The organism is Vibrio sp. SCSIO 43133 (assembly GCF_023716845.1).
GTDB lineage: Bacteria > Pseudomonadota > Gammaproteobacteria > Enterobacterales > Vibrionaceae > Vibrio > Vibrio mediterranei.
The window spans coordinates 2,864,740-2,882,609 of sequence record NZ_CP068024.1; the positions used below are offsets into that span (position 1 = coordinate 2,864,740).

General features: G+C 45.6%; 15 protein-coding genes. 5 read left to right on the forward strand and 10 right to left on the reverse strand.

The window, feature by feature from the left end; translation table 11 throughout:
• Window positions 1–53 precede the first annotated feature (53 nt).
• Window positions 54–1,769 carry a proline--tRNA ligase gene (locus JKJ11_RS13475; RefSeq protein ID WP_006072485.1) on the forward strand — a complete coding sequence of 572 codons (1,716 nt, stop codon included), beginning with the start codon at window positions 54–56 and terminating at the stop codon, window positions 1,767–1,769.
• A gap of 147 nt (window positions 1,770–1,916) precedes the next feature.
• Complete coding sequence (locus tag JKJ11_RS13480) at window positions 1,917–2,603, forward strand: tellurite resistance TerB family protein (RefSeq protein ID WP_252038325.1); 687 nt, start codon at window positions 1,917–1,919, stop codon at window positions 2,601–2,603.
• A gap of 47 nt (window positions 2,604–2,650) precedes the next feature.
• On the opposite strand, the gene JKJ11_RS13485 is transcribed toward JKJ11_RS13480, so the two are convergent.
• Together JKJ11_RS13485 and purL are read right to left on the reverse strand one after the other, a co-directional pair.
• On the reverse strand, window positions 2,651–2,905 hold the full coding sequence (locus JKJ11_RS13485) for a DUF3622 domain-containing protein (RefSeq protein WP_031496763.1): 255 nt from the start codon (window positions 2,903–2,905) through the stop codon (window positions 2,651–2,653).
• A 193-nt stretch (window positions 2,906–3,098) separates the two neighbouring features.
• Window positions 3,099–6,998 carry a phosphoribosylformylglycinamidine synthase gene (gene purL, locus JKJ11_RS13490; protein ID WP_252038326.1) on the reverse strand — a complete coding sequence of 1,300 codons (3,900 nt, stop codon included), beginning with the start codon at window positions 6,996–6,998 and terminating at the stop codon, window positions 3,099–3,101.
• Window positions 6,999–7,294: 296 nt separating this feature from the next.
• Here purL and mltF point away from each other — a divergent pair, with 296 nt between their 5' ends.
• Window positions 7,295–8,869: a membrane-bound lytic murein transglycosylase MltF gene (gene mltF / locus JKJ11_RS13495; protein ID WP_503059274.1), complete on the forward strand. Its 1,575-nt coding sequence runs from the start codon at window positions 7,295–7,297 to the stop codon at window positions 8,867–8,869.
• Window positions 8,870–8,937: 68 nt separating this feature from the next.
• On the opposite strand, the gene JKJ11_RS13500 is transcribed toward mltF, so the two are convergent.
• The 3 genes from JKJ11_RS13500 to JKJ11_RS13510 all read right to left on the reverse strand — a co-directional run bounded on the left by JKJ11_RS13500 (window position 8,938) and on the right by JKJ11_RS13510 (window position 10,778).
• Window positions 8,938–9,126 (reverse strand): hypothetical protein, encoded by a 189-nt coding sequence (locus tag JKJ11_RS13500; protein WP_124940187.1) that lies wholly within the window; start codon window positions 9,124–9,126, stop codon window positions 8,938–8,940.
• Window positions 9,127–9,364: 238 nt separating this feature from the next.
• Entirely contained in the window at window positions 9,365–9,901 is a 537-nt protein-coding gene (tadA, locus tag JKJ11_RS13505; protein ID WP_088876145.1) for a tRNA adenosine(34) deaminase TadA, read from the reverse strand.
• The gene (locus JKJ11_RS13510; RefSeq protein ID WP_062460732.1) at window positions 9,894–10,778 is read right to left on the reverse strand and encodes a LysR family transcriptional regulator; all 885 of its coding nucleotides are present in this window, start codon (window positions 10,776–10,778) and stop codon (window positions 9,894–9,896) included. Before JKJ11_RS13510 ends, tadA begins: the two co-directional genes overlap by 8 nt.
• Window positions 10,779–10,950: 172 nt before the next feature.
• Between JKJ11_RS13510 and JKJ11_RS13515 the strand changes: the two genes are divergently transcribed.
• Window positions 10,951–12,075, forward strand: coding sequence for an S-(hydroxymethyl)glutathione dehydrogenase/class III alcohol dehydrogenase (locus JKJ11_RS13515; protein ID WP_006072498.1), 1,125 nt, complete (start codon window positions 10,951–10,953; stop codon window positions 12,073–12,075).
• 53 nt (window positions 12,076–12,128) lie between these two features.
• Window positions 12,129–12,974, forward strand: coding sequence for an S-formylglutathione hydrolase (gene fghA, locus JKJ11_RS13520; protein WP_038228008.1), 846 nt, complete (start codon window positions 12,129–12,131; stop codon window positions 12,972–12,974).
• 73 nt (window positions 12,975–13,047) lie between these two features.
• Here the strand turns inward: fghA and JKJ11_RS13525 are convergent, their stop codons facing one another.
• The 5 genes from JKJ11_RS13525 to JKJ11_RS13545 form a co-directional block, all read right to left on the reverse strand.
• A complete protein-coding gene (locus JKJ11_RS13525; protein ID WP_006072502.1) occupies window positions 13,048–14,607 on the reverse strand; it encodes an AbgT family transporter in 1,560 nt (519 codons plus the stop codon).
• 355 nt (window positions 14,608–14,962) lie between these two features.
• Window positions 14,963–15,376, reverse strand: coding sequence for a type IV pilus modification PilV family protein (locus tag JKJ11_RS13530; RefSeq protein WP_252038327.1), 414 nt, complete (start codon window positions 15,374–15,376; stop codon window positions 14,963–14,965).
• Entirely contained in the window at window positions 15,366–16,619 is a 1,254-nt protein-coding gene (locus JKJ11_RS13535; RefSeq protein WP_252038328.1) for a hypothetical protein, read from the reverse strand. The genes JKJ11_RS13530 and JKJ11_RS13535 overlap by 11 nt, the downstream gene beginning before the upstream one ends.
• Window positions 16,616–17,245 carry a PilW family protein gene (locus tag JKJ11_RS13540; protein WP_006072509.1) on the reverse strand — a complete coding sequence of 210 codons (630 nt, stop codon included), beginning with the start codon at window positions 17,243–17,245 and terminating at the stop codon, window positions 16,616–16,618. The genes JKJ11_RS13535 and JKJ11_RS13540 overlap by 4 nt, the downstream gene beginning before the upstream one ends.
• The gene (locus JKJ11_RS13545; protein ID WP_006072510.1) at window positions 17,242–17,736 is read right to left on the reverse strand and encodes a GspH/FimT family pseudopilin; all 495 of its coding nucleotides are present in this window, start codon (window positions 17,734–17,736) and stop codon (window positions 17,242–17,244) included. Before JKJ11_RS13545 ends, JKJ11_RS13540 begins: the two co-directional genes overlap by 4 nt.
• Window positions 17,737–17,870 lie beyond the last annotated feature (134 nt).

Sequence of the window (17,870 nt, forward strand, 5' to 3'; positions counted from 1 at the left end):
ATTTGGGTCTTCTGCCCAAATTCTCTATTAACATAATGAACGGATACCCATAAATGCGTACCAGTAACTATCTTCTTTCTACTCTGAAGGAGACACCAAACGACGCAGAAGTTGTAAGTCACCAGCTAATGCTGCGTGCAGGTATGATTCGTAAACTAGCTTCAGGTTTATACACTTGGCTACCTACGGGTCTACGTGTTCTGCGTAAAGTCGAAAACATCGTTCGCCAAGAGATCGATAATGCAGGTGCAGTTGAGACTTTGATGCCCGTAGTGCAGCCGTTTGAACTATGGGAAGAAACAGGCCGATCTGAAAAGATGGGTGCGGAACTACTTCGCTTCACTGATCGCCACACGCGTCCGTTTGTTCTTAGCCCAACGGCTGAAGAAGTTATCACTAGCCTTGTTCGCAACGAAGTAAGCTCTTATAAGCAACTTCCGCTGAACCTATATCAGATTCAAACTAAGTTCCGTGATGAGCGTCGCCCTCGTTTCGGTGTTATGCGTGCACGTGAATTCTCGATGATGGATGCATACAGCTTCGATATCGACAAAGAAGGTCTAGAAAAATCTTACCAAGCGATGCACGAGGCGTACTGCAAAGCCTTCGATCGCATGGGTCTAGATTACCGTCCAGTACTAGCAGACACTGGCGCTATCGGTGGTAACGGTTCACATGAATTCCATGTATTGGCAGAGAGCGGTGAAGATCTCATCGCCTTCTCTTCTGAATCTGACTACGCTGCTAACATCGAAAAAGCGGAAGCAGTAGCACCAGCAATGGATCTAGCAGCACCGACTCAAGAGATGACATTGGTTGATACACCAAATGCAAAAACTATTGCTGAGCTTGTAGAACAGTTCGATCTACCAATCGAAAAGACGGTCAAAACACTGTTTGTAAAAGCCTCTGAAGAGATCGATGCTCCACTTGTTGGATTGATCATTCGTGGTGACCACGAGCTTAACGAGATCAAAGCAGAGAAACTGGCTGAAATCGCTTCACCACTAGAAATGGCGACTGAAGAAGAGATTCGCGCTGCTATTGGTGCTGGTCCTGGTTCTCTTGGTCCAGTTGGCCTTGAACTGCCATTTATCGTAGACCGCTCTGTTGCAGTAATGAGTGACTTCGGTGCGGGCGCAAACATTGATGACAAACACTACTTTGGCATCAACTGGGGCCGCGATGTAGAGTTAGGTAAAGTTGAAGATCTACGTAATGTTGTTGAAGGTGACCCTAGCCCATGTGGTCAAGGTACTATCCAACTTAAGCGTGGTATCGAAGTTGGTCACATCTTCCAGCTTGGCAAAAACTACTCAGAGAAAATGAACTGTGGCGTACTTGGTCCAGATGGTAAAAATACTATTCTAGAGATGGGTTGCTACGGTATCGGTGTTTCTCGTGTAGTTGCTTCTGCAATTGAGCAAAACAATGACAAATACGGCATTATTTGGCCAGATGCGATTGCTCCATTCCAAGTGGCTATAGTTCCTATGAACATGCACAAATCTGAGCGCGTTAAAGAAGCAGCAGAAAAGCTATACGCTGAATTAACTGCTGCTGGTATCGAAGTTCTGTTTGATGACCGAAAAGAACGTCCAGGCGTAATGTTCTCTGACATCGAACTTATCGGTATTCCTCATACGATCGTTATTGGCGACCGTAGCATGGACGAAGGTAACTTCGAGTATAAGAACCGTCGCACTGGTGATAAGACTCCAGTTGCCATGGAACAAATCGTAGCGCACGTTACTTCGCAGCTAGCGTAATACTGCGTTATCACGACTGGTCCTCTACGCCAGACGAGCTAAATTTTATCTTTAAGGCCGCTTACGCGGCCTTTTTTATCACCTTCATATTCTGTTCATCTTCCCTCTTTTACTATGACCTATATCGGTAAGTACCAGGAGAACAAGATGGACTTGAAAGCACTTCTTAATCAAGCTCTCAACTCAGATCTAGCAAAACAGGCCACTCAAAAAGCAAGCCAATCTTCATCCAGTTTAAGTAACGCACTTGGTGACAAAAAGACTCTGGGAGCGTTAGGAGCAGGAGCTGTAGGCGGCGGTATTCTTGGCATGTTAATGGGCTCTAAGAAAACGAAGAAAATGGGTAAGAAAGCCTTAGGTGTTGGCGGTGCAGCAGCGCTTGGAGCTCTAGCCTATAAACTTTACAACGACTACAGCAATAACAACGGAGGAAACTCCGATGCTACTACAGTTACACATTCATCAACATCGGCTAATTTTACTCAGACTAACCAGCACGATGAATCGGTACTCAAAGCCATGATAGCCGCAGCTAAAGCAGATGGTCATATTGATGAGCAAGAAATGGCGAAGATTGAACAAGCTCTGACAGGATTAGATGCAGACCAATCAGTGCATCGACTTGTTCAAACTGAAATGGCAAAACCTCTCGATCCAAGCGAAATTGCTCAGCTAGCCGTCTCTCCCGAGCATGGTACTGAAATCTATTTAGCGAGCCTATTAGTCGCGGATGAACAAAACTTTATGGAAAAAGCGTATTTGAAAGAACTGGCGAACCAGTTAGGTTTAGAAGAGGGGTTAGTAGCACAACTAAATGCGCAAATCAGTCAATAAAGTAACAAAGTACCTAAGGCCTAAACCGACCTTAGGTACATAAATTCTTATTCTTCGCTTGCAACAGCCGCAGCAGCTTTAGCAGCACGTGCTTCCGCTTTACGCTCATTGCGCTTTGCTTGGTTTTCAATGAAACCAGCTAGCTCTTTATCCGCCCAAGCTTGAGCCAGCTCTTGACTCTCAAAACCCATCTCACGCTTTGAAACAACAGTGCGACGAGACGTTACTTGACGAATGATCTCTGCAGACCAACCGTTACGCTTTTCCGTTAGACGGATAGTAAATTTTTTATTTTCAGACATTTATGTATTTCCTAAAGACTTTGTTAAGGGATATTCCAGCAATGTAATGCTGGCCATCCCTAAGCCAGCGCGGTATTAGAACACAAATCGAGCGCTGACGCTCAGAGTTTTTATAAGAAAAAGTCCCCAGTGTTTCCACTGAGGACTTCATTAACTATTGGGTTGCGACCTTTGAGGCTGTTGCCTTGGTCGATTACTTACCAACGTTCACGCGAGCGTTGCGGAACATGCGCATCCAAGCACTGTCTTCACCCCAAGACTCTGGCGCCCAAGAGTTAGCAACCGTACGGAATACACGCTCTGGGTGCGGCATCATGATAGTCACACGACCGTCACGAGTCGTTAGACCTGTGATTGCGTTTGGTGAACCGTTAGGGTTGTTTGGATACTGCTGCGTTGGGTTACCGTGGTTATCAACGTAACGCACCGCTACCGTACCTGAAGCTTCAATCGCGTTTAGGTGGTCAGTGTCGCGAACTTCTACGCGGCCTTCGCCGTGAGAAACTGCGATTGGCATACGAGAACCTTCCATGCCATCGAAGAAGATAGAGTCAGACTTCTGAACTTCTACTAGGCTAAAGCGAGCTTCAAAGCGCTCAGATTCGTTACGAACGAAGCGTGGCCATAGGTCTGCACCTGGGATCAGCTCTTTTAGGTTCGATAGCATCTGACAGCCGTTACACACACCTAGTGAGAAGGTGTCTTCACGGTGGAAGAAGTTCTGGAACTGGTCACGCGCTTGGTCGTTGAACAGGATAGACTTCGCCCAACCTTCACCCGCACCTAGAACATCACCGTAAGAGAAGCCACCACAAGCCACAAGACCTTGGTACTCTTCTAGAACTGCTTGACCCGTCAGGATGTCGCTCATGTGGATGTCTGTTGCTTCAAAGCCAGCACGGTCAAACGCTGCTGCCATTTCAACGTGAGAGTTAACCCCCTGCTCACGAAGAATTGCCATCTTAGGCTTAGCGCCTGTTGCGATGTATGGCGCTGCAACGTCTTCTTTAACGTCGAAGCTCAGTTTCACGTTCAGACCTGGGTCAGAGTTGTCTTTCTTCGCTTCGTGCTCTTGGTCTGCACAAGCAGAGTTGTCACGTAGAGACTGCATCTTGTGCGTTGTTTCCGCCCAGATAGTACGTAGCTCAGTACGAGAGCGCTCGATAACAACCGCATCACCAGAAGTGATAACGAAGTCGTCAGACGCTTCAACGCTGCCGATTACGTGAGAACATGCCTCTAGGCCGTTCGCCGCTAGAACCGCCTTCACTGCTTCTAGGTCGTCATTCTTAACCTGAACAACCGCACCTAGCTCTTCGTTAAATAGTGCTGCTAGCGCATCTTCACCTAGGCCTGCAATATCAGCTTTCACGCCACAGTGACCAGCAAATGCCATCTCAGCAAGCGTTACGAATAGACCGCCATCGCCTTTATCGTGGTAAGCCACTAGCTTGTCATCACGAACAAGGGTTTGCATCGCATCGAAGAAGCCTTTTAGTTGCTCTGCGTTGTCTACGTCTGCTGGCTTATCACCAAGCTGCTTGTAAACCTGTGCCAATGCCGTTGCACCTAGACGGTTTTTACCGTTACCTAGGTCAACAAGAACCAGTGACGACTCGCCTTTGTCAGTGCGAAGCTGCGGCGTAACCGTTTTACGAACGTCTTCCACACGACCAAATGCAGTGATAACCAGTGAAAGTGGCGACGTGACTTCTTTGTCTTCACCGTTCTCGTTCCACTTGGTCTTCATCGACATTGAGTCTTTACCTACTGGAATCGTTAGACCCAGTGCTGGACATAGCTCTTCACCTACTGCTTTCACCGCTTCGTAAAGACCTGCGTCTTCACCTGGGTGACCCGCTGGAGACATCCAGTTAGCTGACAGCTTGATGCGCTTGATATCGCCAATGTCTGTCGCTGCGATGTTAGTTAGAGACTCACCTACCGCTAGACGAGCAGACGCGCCAAAGTCTAGTAGAGCAACTGGTGTGCGCTCACCCATAGACATCGCTTCACCGTGGTAAGTATCGTAGCTCGCTGCTGTTACTGCGCAGTTTGCTACCGGCACCTGCCAAGGACCCACCATCTGGTCACGAGCAACAAGGCCTGTCACCGTGCGGTCACCGATGGTGATTAGGAAAGTTTTCTCTGCAACTGTTGGCAGACGAAGAACGCGGTCAACCGCATCGTTCATTTCAATGCCTTCACGAGAGATCGCAGGGCTGTCTACTTTCAGTGTTTTCGCATCACGGTGCATCTTCGGCGTTTTGCCAAGAAGGATGTCCATCGGCATGTCGATTGGCGTGTTGTCGAAGTGTGAATCTTCAAGTTTCAGTTCACGCTCTTCTGTTGCCACACCCACTACTGCGTAAGGTGCGCGCTCACGCTTACAGATAGCATCGAATGCTTCCATGTTCTCTGGCGCTACCGCCATTACATAGCGTTCTTGAGATTCGTTACACCAGATCTCAAGTGGGCTCATGCCTGGCTCATCGTTTGGTACGTCGCGTAGTTGGAAGATACCGCCGCGTTCACCGTCATCAACAAGCTCAGGAAGTGCGTTTGAGATACCGCCCGCGCCCACATCGTGGATAAATGCGATTGGGTTGTCTTCACCTAGCTGCCAGCAGCGGTCGATCACTTCTTGACAGCGACGTTCCATCTCTGGGTTTTCACGCTGCACTGAAGCAAAGTCTAGGTCTTCTGCAGACTGACCAGACGCCATAGAAGACGCTGCGCCGCCACCAAGACCGATGTTCATTGCAGGACCACCAAGTACGATTAGGCTTGCACCTACTGGGATCTCTTTCTTCTGAACGTGCTCGTCGCGGATGTTACCCATACCACCAGCAATCATGATTGGCTTGTGGTAACCACGCACTTCTTCACCTGCGTGTGATGTAACTTTCTCTTCGTAAGTACGGAAGTAACCCAGTAGGTTTGGACGACCAAATTCGTTGTTAAATGCCGCGCCACCTAGTGGACCTTCTAACATGATATCTAGGGCGTTAACGATACGGCCTGGCTTACCAAAGTCGGTTTCCCAAGGCTGTTCGAAGCCAGGAATGCGAAGGTTAGACGTTGTGAAACCAACAAGACCTGCTTTTGGCTTACCGCCAATACCTGTTGCGCCTTCGTCACGGATTTCACCGCCACTACCTGTCGATGCACCTGGCCATGGAGAAATCGCAGTTGGGTGGTTGTGTGTTTCCACCTTCATTAGGATGTGCGCTTTCTCGTGGTTGTAGCCGTATTGACGTGTTTTTGGATCTGGGAAGAAACGACCCACTTCAGAGCCTTCCATAACCGCTGCATTATCTTTGTAAGCAGACAGAACGTGCTCAGGTGTCGTTTCGAATGTGTTTTTGATCATCTTGAACAGCGACTTGTCTTGCTTAACGCCGTCGATAGTCCAATCTGCGTTGAAGATCTTGTGACGACAGTGCTCAGAGTTCGCCTGTGCAAACATCATCAGCTCGATGTCTGTTGGGTTGCGCTCTAGCTTAGTCACAAAGCTTTCAACTAGGTAATCAATTTCATCTTCTGCAAGTGCAAGACCTAGCGTCACGTTCGCTTCTTCTAGTGCTTTGCGGCCACCTGTTAGTAGATCAACATCAGCTACCGGTGCTGGCTCTGCTACTTGGAACAGCGCTGCCGCTGATTCGAAGTCAGAGAAAACAACTTCCATCATACGGTCGTGGATCACCGCTTTAAGCTCAACAAGTTGAAGCTCCGTCAGTTCGCTTGATGTCTCTACATAGTAAGCAGTACCGCGCTCTAGACGAGTCACTTTGTCTAGGCCACAGTTATTCGCAATATCCGTAGATTTAGAAGACCATGGCGAGATAGTGCCAGGGCGAGGTGTCACTAATAGCAGCGTGCCTGTTGGTTCGTGCTCTTCAATCGTTGGACCGTAAGTCAGCAACTTCTCTAATTTTTCAACTTCAGACTCATCCAGGTCTGCCGTTAGGTCGGCAAAGTGGGCAAACTCAGCGTAAATACCTGTTACTGGTAGGTTTAGTTCACGACAGAGCTCTAGTAGCTTGTTAACACGAAACTCAGAAAGAGCTGGGGAACCACGCAAAATTCTCATGTGCTTAGGTCTCTTATGCAGTTGATTGAGGTGAAATTATTATAAATTCAAATAGTTAGATTGTATTTTTGAACTTATAACAATTTATCCTGCTCTAATGCGGCGCTATTATAGAGGATTTTTTTTTGTGACGTAACCGCTAACGCAAACGTTTTCGTCATTTTTTTTCGATTTGCAGCAAACGATATCGTCATGGTGATAAAGTGACCACTCTCGGGTGTTTATGCCTTCTTGCTTTGCCAAGCTCGTCAGCTTTGGTATAAAGACAGCACTATCGTTGTGAGATAAATGAATTAATGCAAAATCCATCTGCTGTTTATTGGTTAAATTTACGCTGGCTCAAATTACTATCCGTTTGTCTGTTAACGCTTGGAATGGCAGGCTGCCAAATCGACTCTGATCCCAAAAGCGAACTAGAGAATATTAAAGAGCGTGGTGTGCTTCGTGTCGGTACTCTCAATAATCAACTCTCTTATTATATTGGTCCTGATGGTCCGACTGGTTTGGACTATGAGCTTGCAAGGCAGTTTGCCGATGAACTGGGTGTGCGGTTAGAAATGAAGCCCGCTTACCGCCAAGCAAGTCTGTTTCCAGCATTGCAAAAAGGTGAAATCGATATTATCGCAGCCGGACTAAGCCAATCTCCAGAACGTATCAAGCACTTTCGTGCAGGCCCTGCCTATTACTACGTAAGCCAACAGGTGGTCTATAAGAAGGGTCAATGGCGACCAAGAAACTTAGAACAATTATTAAACAATCAGCAAGAGTTAATCGATAAAGCCGATGGTGAAGAGGTCTTTGCGATAGTAAAAGACTCTCACTTTGAGCAAACACTAGCGAATGTCGCTAACCAGAACCCTGAGTTCCGCTACTACATTGATGCTAATGCTGACGTCAATGACCTACTAAAGCAGGTTTCTGAAGGCCAACTTAAATTCACCATGGCAGACTCTGTGGAACTGTCACTTTCTCAACGAATTTATCCTGATCTCGCATTGGCGTTTGAAATGACTGAAGATCAACCGATCTCTTGGTATATGCGAAAGTCAGAAGATGAAAGCCTGTACGCGTTATTGATCGAGTTCTTCGGTCGCTTGAAACAGACAGGTGAACTGGCGAATTTAGAAGAGAAGTATATCGGACACATCGGTGTTTTCGACTACGTCGATACTCGCGCGTTTATCCGTGCTTTAGATGGCAAATTGCCTAAGTGGTCGCCTCTCTTTAAGAAATATTCGAACGAATTTGATTGGCGCTTAATCGCTGCTCTTGCCTATCAAGAGTCTCACTGGAATCCTGTGGCTAAATCGCCAACAGGTGTTCGCGGTATGATGATGCTTACATTACCGACGGCTAAAAGTGTTGGTGTTACCAACCGCTTGGATCCAGAACAGTCTGTTCGTGGTGGTGTGGAATACTTAAGACGAATTGTTGATCGTGTTCCAGATTCTATCGCAGAACATGAGAAAATCTGGTTTGCCCTCGCCTCTTATAACGTCGGTTTCGGTCATATGATGGACGCAAGACGCCTGACAAAACGACAAGGTGGTGATCCTGATGCTTGGGCGGATGTGAAAGATCGTTTACCGTTATTACGCCAAAAGAAATATTACAGCCAGACACGTTACGGCTATGCTCGCGGTGATGAGGCAAGAAATTATGTCGAGAATATTCGTCGCTACTATCAAAGCATTATTGGTCACATCGACAAGCAGATGGCCGTTGAAGCGGAAAAAGAAATAAGTACAGAAGACTTAATCGTCATCCCACCACTGCCTCCAGAGAAAGGACCGGTCGCGCCAGAACAAGAGGAGGTTAGCTCAGGCTCAGACTCTGCATCAACCCAGCAAACTGGACACTCAGGACGTTAACTATCAGCAATCTTCAAGTATGCGAATGTGATCGTATATCGCATACTTGAAATCTTATTCTCAAGCCCTTACATTAAACTTTGAGATTGATCATTCGCCAACGCTTCGGTTGGCGAGATAATCTCTTCTGTCGCAAGGTACTGTCGTGCCCTCTGCAAATACTCAGCATAATCGAAATCACCCGACAACAAGATTGGGCGGTGGATTGTGTTTCGTACTCCGGCATCGATCCATTGATAAGGAAATCTATTACGCAATGATTGTGTCTAGATACAGATCGGAGAGGTTTATCTTTCGTGATAGGAGGTAGTTTTATGCTTGCAAGGAAAAGAATGCAATCTAAACACCTTAATAAGACGGTGGCAGCAAACCGCCGCAAAAGAAAAATGGCCAATAATAAGAAGAAAGTTATTTGGCGTCACCGAGCTTTTATGCAGTTACTCACTCCATAAAGCACAGACAGCAAACATCTGCCCAGCAGATGTTTGCTAAAAATTACTCTTCACCCTTCATCTGTTCATCACGCTTCTCTTGCTTCTTCTGTTTTATTTCTTTACGTCTGCGTTTGAAAAATGCCTGCAATTGATGACGACATTCCGCTTCTAATAACCCAGATTCAACATCGGCGTAGTGATACGATGCTTGGCTCTCAAACAAGTTTAATACCGTCCCTGCTGCGCCAGCTTTTAAATCAGGTGCACCGAATACAACCCGCTTTACACGACTATGCAGCAAAGCTCCAGCGCACATTGGACATGGCTCTAGCGTTACATACAATGTCGTATCCAGCAGTCGATAGTTTTCTAGGCTCTGGCCGGCTTTACGAATCACTTGCATCTCAGCATGCGCCGTCGCGTCATGATTACCGATAGATTGATTCCATCCTTCAGCGATAATCTCCCCATCTCTGACTAATACCGCTCCAACAGGCACTTCACCTTCAGATTCAGCATGATTCGCCAACTCCATCGCGCGTTGCATAAAACGACGGTCTTCATCATTAAACTCAAAGGTCATTTGTTCATCAGTCATGTTTTTCTCGGCTTAATGCTTCTGATAAGTAATCAATTAACGTTCGAACTTTCGAAGTGAGCATTCGGTTCTGTGGATACAATGCCCAAATACCCTCACGATCACCTCGATATGGAGTCAGCACTTCCACCAGCTCCCCAGCTTCCAAATACGGCTGCACATAGTAATCAGGAAGTTGCACTATGCCTAATCCTTTTAAAGCCGCATCAACGAGCGCATAACCACTGTTGCATTGAACTCGACCTTCAACGTGAATAAGACGCTCAGACCCTTTTTCATCGAAACGCCAGTACTTTGTTGAACCTCGTAAACAGCTATGCCTTTTCAATTCCGACAGTGTGTGAGGCTCACCATGGTTTTCAAGGTAGGTTGGACTTGCACACACAAACATATGTCGGTCGAGTAGTTTTCTGGCCATCATAGAAGAGTCTTCGAGTCGACCAAGACGAACGGCTAGGTCAAACCCTTCTTCCACCAAGTTCATTTTCTGGTTAGAAAGAATCAAGTCCAGTTCAATTTGTGGGTGCATCAACAGAAACTCGTGCATCAACGGCGCAAGAACTTGTTCACCAAAGGTGACTGGCGCCGTCATTTTTATTTTACCCTTAGGTGTAGATTGAAGTTGAGTGATCGCTAACTCTGCCAACGCTAGTCCATCAACAAGAGGTTTACAGTGTTGATAGTAAGTCGCCCCCACTTCCGTTACTGAAACCTTGCGAGTAGTTCTAACAAATAGCTTTACGCCGAGCTTTTCCTCCAACGCATTCACTCTGCGACTAATATTGGCTACTGATGTTGCCAACCTGTCTGCTGCACCAGTAAAACTCTGCGTTTCTACCACTGCTACAAACTCATTGATCCCTTCCCAATTTGCCATTTCAACCCTCACTATTACTTTCATGTAATAGTGTATTTCAATTTATGCTAATTATCATTATTTAAGAAATAAATATACTAGCCCCATCTGATGCAAACGGCGTGAAGTGAACTAGTCTTACTCAAGTTAGCCGTTAGTTAATTTTGTGACCTTGTAATAATAAGGAATAACCATGACTGAACAATTTATCAAATCACGTGCTGCTGTTGCTTGGGGCCCTAACCAACCACTTAAAATGGAAGAAGTGGATGTAATGCTTCCAAAAGCTGGTGAAGTACTCGTAAAAATCGTTGCTACTGGCGTATGTCACACCGATGCATTCACTCTATCTGGCGATGATCCAGAAGGTATTTTCCCAAGCATTCTTGGCCACGAAGGTGGCGGTATTGTAGAAATGGTTGGTGAAGGTGTAACAAGTGTTGAAGTTGGCGACCATGTTATTCCACTTTACACAGCAGAATGTGGCGAATGTAAGTTCTGTAAATCAGGTAAAACTAACCTTTGCCAAGCAGTTCGTGAGACTCAAGGTAAAGGTCTGATGCCAGATGGTACGACTCGTTTCTACAAAGACGGTCAACCGATTTACCACTACATGGGTTGTTCAACTTTCTCTGAATACACCGTACTACCAGAAATTTCTCTGGCTAAAGTAAACAAAGAAGCGCCTCTAGAGGAAGTATGTTTACTTGGTTGTGGTGTTACTACCGGTATGGGTGCGGTACTGAACACAGCAAAAGTGGAGAAAGGCGACACTGTTGCTATCTTCGGTCTTGGTGGCATCGGGCTATCAGCTATCATTGGTGCTCGTATGGCTGGCGCTAGCAAAATCATTGGTGTTGACATCAATGAAAGCAAATTCGAGCTTGCTCAGCAACTTGGCGCGACTGACGTGATCAATCCACAAAAATTCGATAAGCCAATTCAAGAAGTAATTATTGAGATGACAGATGGTGGTGTTGATTACTCTTTCGAATGTATCGGCAACGTAAACGTGATGCGTCAAGCACTTGAGTGCTGCCACAAAGGTTGGGGTGAATCCGTTATCATCGGCGTAGCGGGTGCAGGTCAAGAGATCTCAACTCGTCCGTTCCAACTCGTGACTGGTCGCGTATGGCGTGGTAGTGCTTTCGGTGGTGTTAAAGGCCGTAGTGAACTACCAGAAATCGTTAACCGTTACATGGCAGGTGAGTTCGGCTTACAAGAGTTCATCACTCATACCATGCCACTGGAAGATATTAACGAAGCATTCGAATTAATGCACAAAGGCGAAAGTATTCGTACCGTTATTCACTATTAATGATTCAGGGCTCTAGTGTACTAGAGCCCTTGCTTTTAAATTGGATTGATAGAATGACCATAGAAAATGTAAGCCAAGCCAAAGTATTTGGTGGGTGGCACAAACAGTACCATCACCAATCTTCGGCATTGAGCTGCCAGATGAGATTTGCCATCTATTTACCACCAGAAGCGAGCGCTGATAATCCAGTCCCCGTCCTCTACTGGCTTTCAGGTTTAACCTGCACCGACGAAAACTTCATGCAAAAAGCAGGCGCTTTCCGCATGGCGGCAAAACTCGGTATTGCCATCGTCGCACCTGATACTAGCCCTCGCGGTGAAGATGTACCTGATGATGCCGAAGGTGCATACGACTTCGGCTTAGGCGCTGGGTTCTATGTAAATGCCACACAAGCCCCCTGGAATCAACACTACCAAATGTACAACTATGTCGTCGATGAGTTGCCATCACTTATCGAACAGCACTTCCCTGTCACACAGGTTCGATCCATTTCTGGACACAGCATGGGCGGACATGGCGCGCTAACGATTGGATTAAAGAACAGTGATAGATATCGCTCTATTTCGGCATTTAGCCCAATCAGTAATCCAATGAACTGCCCTTGGGGCCAAAAAGCACTGAGTCAGTACCTTGGTAACAATACGGATGACTGGAAACAGTATGACAGTGCTGAGTTGCTTAAAGCTAAGATGGCAACGCTGCCAATTTTAGTAGACCAAGGCGAAGACGACGGATTCCTACAAGAGCAGCTAAAGCCAGAGCTGTTGTTAGCTGCGGCAGAAATTTCTGGTAGTGATATAAAGCTTCGTATGCAGCCTGGTTATGACCACAGCTATTTCTTCATTCAGAGTTTTATTGAAGATCACTTACGCTTTCATGCTGGATTCTTGAAAGACTAAGTTTTAGCTATTACTTAAACTAAAAAGCCCGCCCTTTATAGAAGGGCGGGCTTTGTTCTAACTGTCTACCAACTTACATTGTATAAGTGTATGGCGCTTGGATACCTAGAGGGATACCTAGTGCCCAGTAAGCTAGCAAGAAGATTGTCCAACCAATTAGCATTGCAATAGAGAACGGCATCATTAGTGACGCAAGCGTACCGATACCCGTCGACTTAACGTAGCGTTGGCAGTAAACCACAACTAGAGGGAAGAATACCATTAGTGGTGAAATGATGTTAGAAACAGAATCACCTACACGGTATGCCGCTTGAGATAGCTCAGGAGAGATACCTACTGCCATTAGCATTGGAACAAGGATAGGACCAATCAGTGCCCATTTCGCAGATGCAGAACCAACAAGCAGGTTTACACACGCTGTTAGCAGAATCATACCAACAATCGTCGCTTCACCAGGAAGGTTCATCGCTTTCAGACCTTCTGCACCATAAAGCGCTAGCATAGTACCAATGTTTGATTGACCAAACGCAGCTAGGAACTGTGCACAGAAGAATGACATTACGATGTACGCACCCATTGTCGCCATTGTGTCAGACATCGCTTTGATTACATCATTGCTGTTCTTGAATGTGCCAGAAACACGTCCATATACGTAACCAGGGATGATAAATAGAATGAAGATTAGAGGAACAATCGACTTCATTAATGGCGCAGAGAACGCAGTGATCTCACCTTCAGGTGAACGCAGTGCCGATGTCTCAGGGATGATCGCTGCGATTAATAGCGCGATACCAGCAACCATTGACCAACCAGCAGCGCGGAACGCTTTAGATTCTGTCTCAGTAAATGTACCTAGGTCAGGTGCTTCTTCTGCATCTTCATCTACAGGTGTATTCGCAAGACGCGGTTCGATGATTTTCTCTGTAACGTACCAACCGATAGCAACAATAATCACTGAAGATAGACCAGTGAAGAAAATGTTTGCTAGAGGGTTAACGATGTACTCAGGATCAAGAACTTGAGCAGATGTCTGCGTGAAACCAGCAAGTAGTGGGTCGATACCAGAAGGGATAAAGTTCGCAGAGAAACCACCAGATACACCAGCAAATGCTGCTGCAATACCCGCTAATGGGTGACGGCCGGCTGCGTGGAAGATGATACCTCCTAGAGGAATAACCAGTACATAACCTGCATCTGCTGCTGTGTGCGATACAATAGCAACAAGAATTAGCATTGGTGTTAGTAGCTTAGCTGGTGTGAAGTTAAGCATCTTCTTAAGGCCTGTAGTAATAAAGCCTGAAGAGTCAGCAACACCAACACCTAGCATCGCAACAAGAACGATACCTAACGGCGCAAAGCCAGTGAAGGTTGTCACCATATTAGCTAAAAAGCTAGCCAGTGCTTCACCAGTAAGTAGGTTATTAACTTCTAGTGCAGTACCTGTACGTGGGTTAATCAGATCAAAACTGACGTTAGATAAAAGTGCTGACGCAACCCAAACAATAACCAGTGCCCAGAAGAAAAGGATAGCAGGATCTGGGATCTTGTTACCTGCTTTCTCAATAAAGTTTAAAAAGCGATCCATTCCACTCGGCTTTGGAGCTGGCGCTTGATTAATCGATTGGTTACTCATGGTAACTCCGTGTGTGATGTTGTTATTTGTTGGTCTCATCGCGCGAGGCGAGAAGATTATATTTGCGTGACCATTTTATTTAAAAAAGATGAAAAGAGTAGATAATTTGGAACTTTTTCCATATTTGTAGACTTATTTTGCAAAAAACACCGACTAACATAACATTTAACCAACATGTTAATGCACAAATGCAAAACAATTATCTAACTAGCACGCAAAAGACCCGATTATATAAACATAGCTTATATTTTCACCATCATCTAAGCGCCTAATGCTTGCGACAATAACGCAAACCTTGGCTATGACTCTCAGTTCATTTACTTAATGGAAAAATGACACGATAGAGGCAAGAGAATTAGTCAAACTCACTAAAGCGGGAAATCTGAGTAACCAGAGCAACATTGCGTTTCACTCCCAATCGATCAACCCAAAATACTTCAACCTCAACCGTCTTGATGCTTCCATTCAGAGCTACTTTCGAGACAGTCCACTTAACATCAAACACTGGATGTGAGTGGTCCTGTCCGTCAACAATATCCGTCATATAATCTGCAACAACTCGATTGGAAACTGATGGGTCAGCCCCTCGAGTTCGAAACCACTCTAGCTTTGATTCCGCTAATGCTAGCGCTTGGATACTTCGATAAGCAAAATCTGAGCGCTGCTCCATGTCGACTTGCATTTTCGCCAGACCTAACACACTAATTCCAAAAAGGCACAATGCGACTAACACTTCAATGATGCTAATGCCGCTCTGCTTAAAAATCACGCCACGCTCCCTTCTTCCATAGGTAACTGGAGGATGAAGAACTAGAATGAGTGATGACATCATGATTGTATTGAAAGCTTAAGGAATCCCGGAATAAAGCAAGATGCTCGGCATTGGAGTAATCAAAAAATGCGCCCCCAGTAATCATAAAACTGCCGTCTTGGTAATAAGCCGCAAGTGATTGATCTTCAGGAAAGTGTGCCGTAATACTGTCGCTTATTCCCAACTGCTGCCATTGCTCTATTGAAGGTTCAAAGTCTTGATTGAAATGAAACAAAACACCTTTAATGCTTGCTGCGCCTTGCATCGCAAATATACCCTCATGAACTAGCAACGTAATCCCGTCACTCGCTTCCGATAGCACTTTAATATCTGCTAAGTAATCATCCGATATGACACATGAGCCATTTATCCACAGATGTAAGTTATTCTGTCGGAGCTGCTGGAGTATCTCTTCTCCACAGTTTTTCCGTTCCCAAAGGCCTTCTGCCGTTTGAGTTTCTAGGTTTATCTCTCTAAACATGCCGTTAGTTCTCACCGCATCATGTTGATGACGAGGAACACCGAAAAAATCTTCAAATACGCTAAACTGGTCATCTTGAACAAAATCGTTAGCAAAACATTTGGGATCTGAAGAAGAGCTGCAATCACCGACGACAGTAGTTAAGTGCTCCTGCAAACACTTCTTATGACTCATAAACTCTTCACTAGGCACTGGACCATCACTCAATCCGCGATTAATTAATGAACCTTTTACTGAAAGATGACCTTTGAAGCGAAATGCCGCACATTCCCAGCCTTCATCCTCTTCCATACCAGGATCCGGCGTATTGATCACCAAGGACGATTTGATTTTAATGCTCGCAGAAGTTTGTATTGCCCCTGACTTTAATTTGGAAGTTGCTAAAGCAAAACGCCGGCTGATAGTCTGGTTTCCTGATGTCGCTGAAGCCACCACATCACCAGTTATGCTGTCTGACCACAATTTTGTTGTCACTGATAATGTGTCATCGCAAACCTGAATGCTTGCAGGGATTTTCTGCGAAGGGAAATACTGAGCGATCGCGCATTCCACACCACCTTCAGCGAGCCAGAAAGACTTTCGAGAGGTAATTTCGTTTTGTGCACGCTTGATCTCGTAAAATGTCGTCTTATACATACCAATAAACAACATCAAAGCCAAACTCAGCAATATTGAAGTCATCATTAAAGTGATCGCTCCTAACTGATGTCCGACTCTCATTGACCATTCCTCACCATGAAGTCTCGATAAATGGATGCGGTAACAGAAGGTTTTGCTCTTAAGTGTCCTTCCATCTCCAATTTAAGGTACTGATTGGTGCTACTCGAAGAGCCCACTTCATCGCTGATTAGCTCAAAGCGTGAAATCGCCACCAAGTTTGGTTCGAATACGGATGTACATCCCGAGACGAAGGAAAAACTAATGTCTCTTGCCCCCGATGCCAAACTTGAAACTGAACGGCAAATCTTCAGTTTTTGGTTATCAGCATCAAATTGCCACACTACATTTTCAATTGGTTTGGTCACACTAGGGTCTCTGTCGTCCCAATAAGCATATTGAACCGACATGCCATTGTTGGATACGTATACAGTCTGTGTTGAACCTTGAGGATTCAGCGTCGCATTATTAAAGCCATCTGCACCAGAGCGTATAAGGTCATTTTGAACTCGCCGTGCTGTTGTTGACAGCGCTTGCTGAAGAATAAGTAACTGCGAGCGCTCGATAACATGACGTTGGATAGACATATAGAAGGTAACAAGTGCCGATAGCACTAACGTACTCAGAGCCATTGCAATGACAAGCTCTATCAACATGACTCCACGTACGAGATTAGGGGCACTTCTCATTTAGGACAGGCTCCAAAGCCAAACTGGATCTCGCCAACATCACATACAATCACTCGACCAGAAACACTGTGAGTCCGAATATTGATATAAGACTCCTCATCACTGTAGGGTTGTAATTTGATAGTGCCATTAGACAGGGCCATTCCCGTCAAATTATCAAACTTAATCCGATGGTTAGAATGATTGAGTGACAACCCAATGCCTTTAAACACCTCGCCTTTTATTTGCCGCAACAACCTGGCATCGGGATCATTAATATCAACACGATTCGTCACTTCAACACTCCAGTGCTCAGTTTCTGGATGCTCTGAGAGCCCCGAAAAGTGAACCCATAGCGGCGTATTCTGTACAATCGACTCGGCCTTTGTTTGCATTAACAGAGCATATAGCTCATTAGCGGCTCGCGTTGCTTTGAGTTTCTTAGAAGCGTCTTGAAAGGTAGGAGCTACAGCAGAAAGCAGTGCACCAAGAACCGCTATCGCAATAACCAACTCAAAGAGTGAGAAGCCGCGAGATCTTTCCCAAAAAAGAATGAAACCACCTACAAATGACGACTAAGACTTGCGTTAAATTTAGCAGCCACGAAAACTATTAAAGTAAATGAAATTAGTTATTTAGGGCTAGG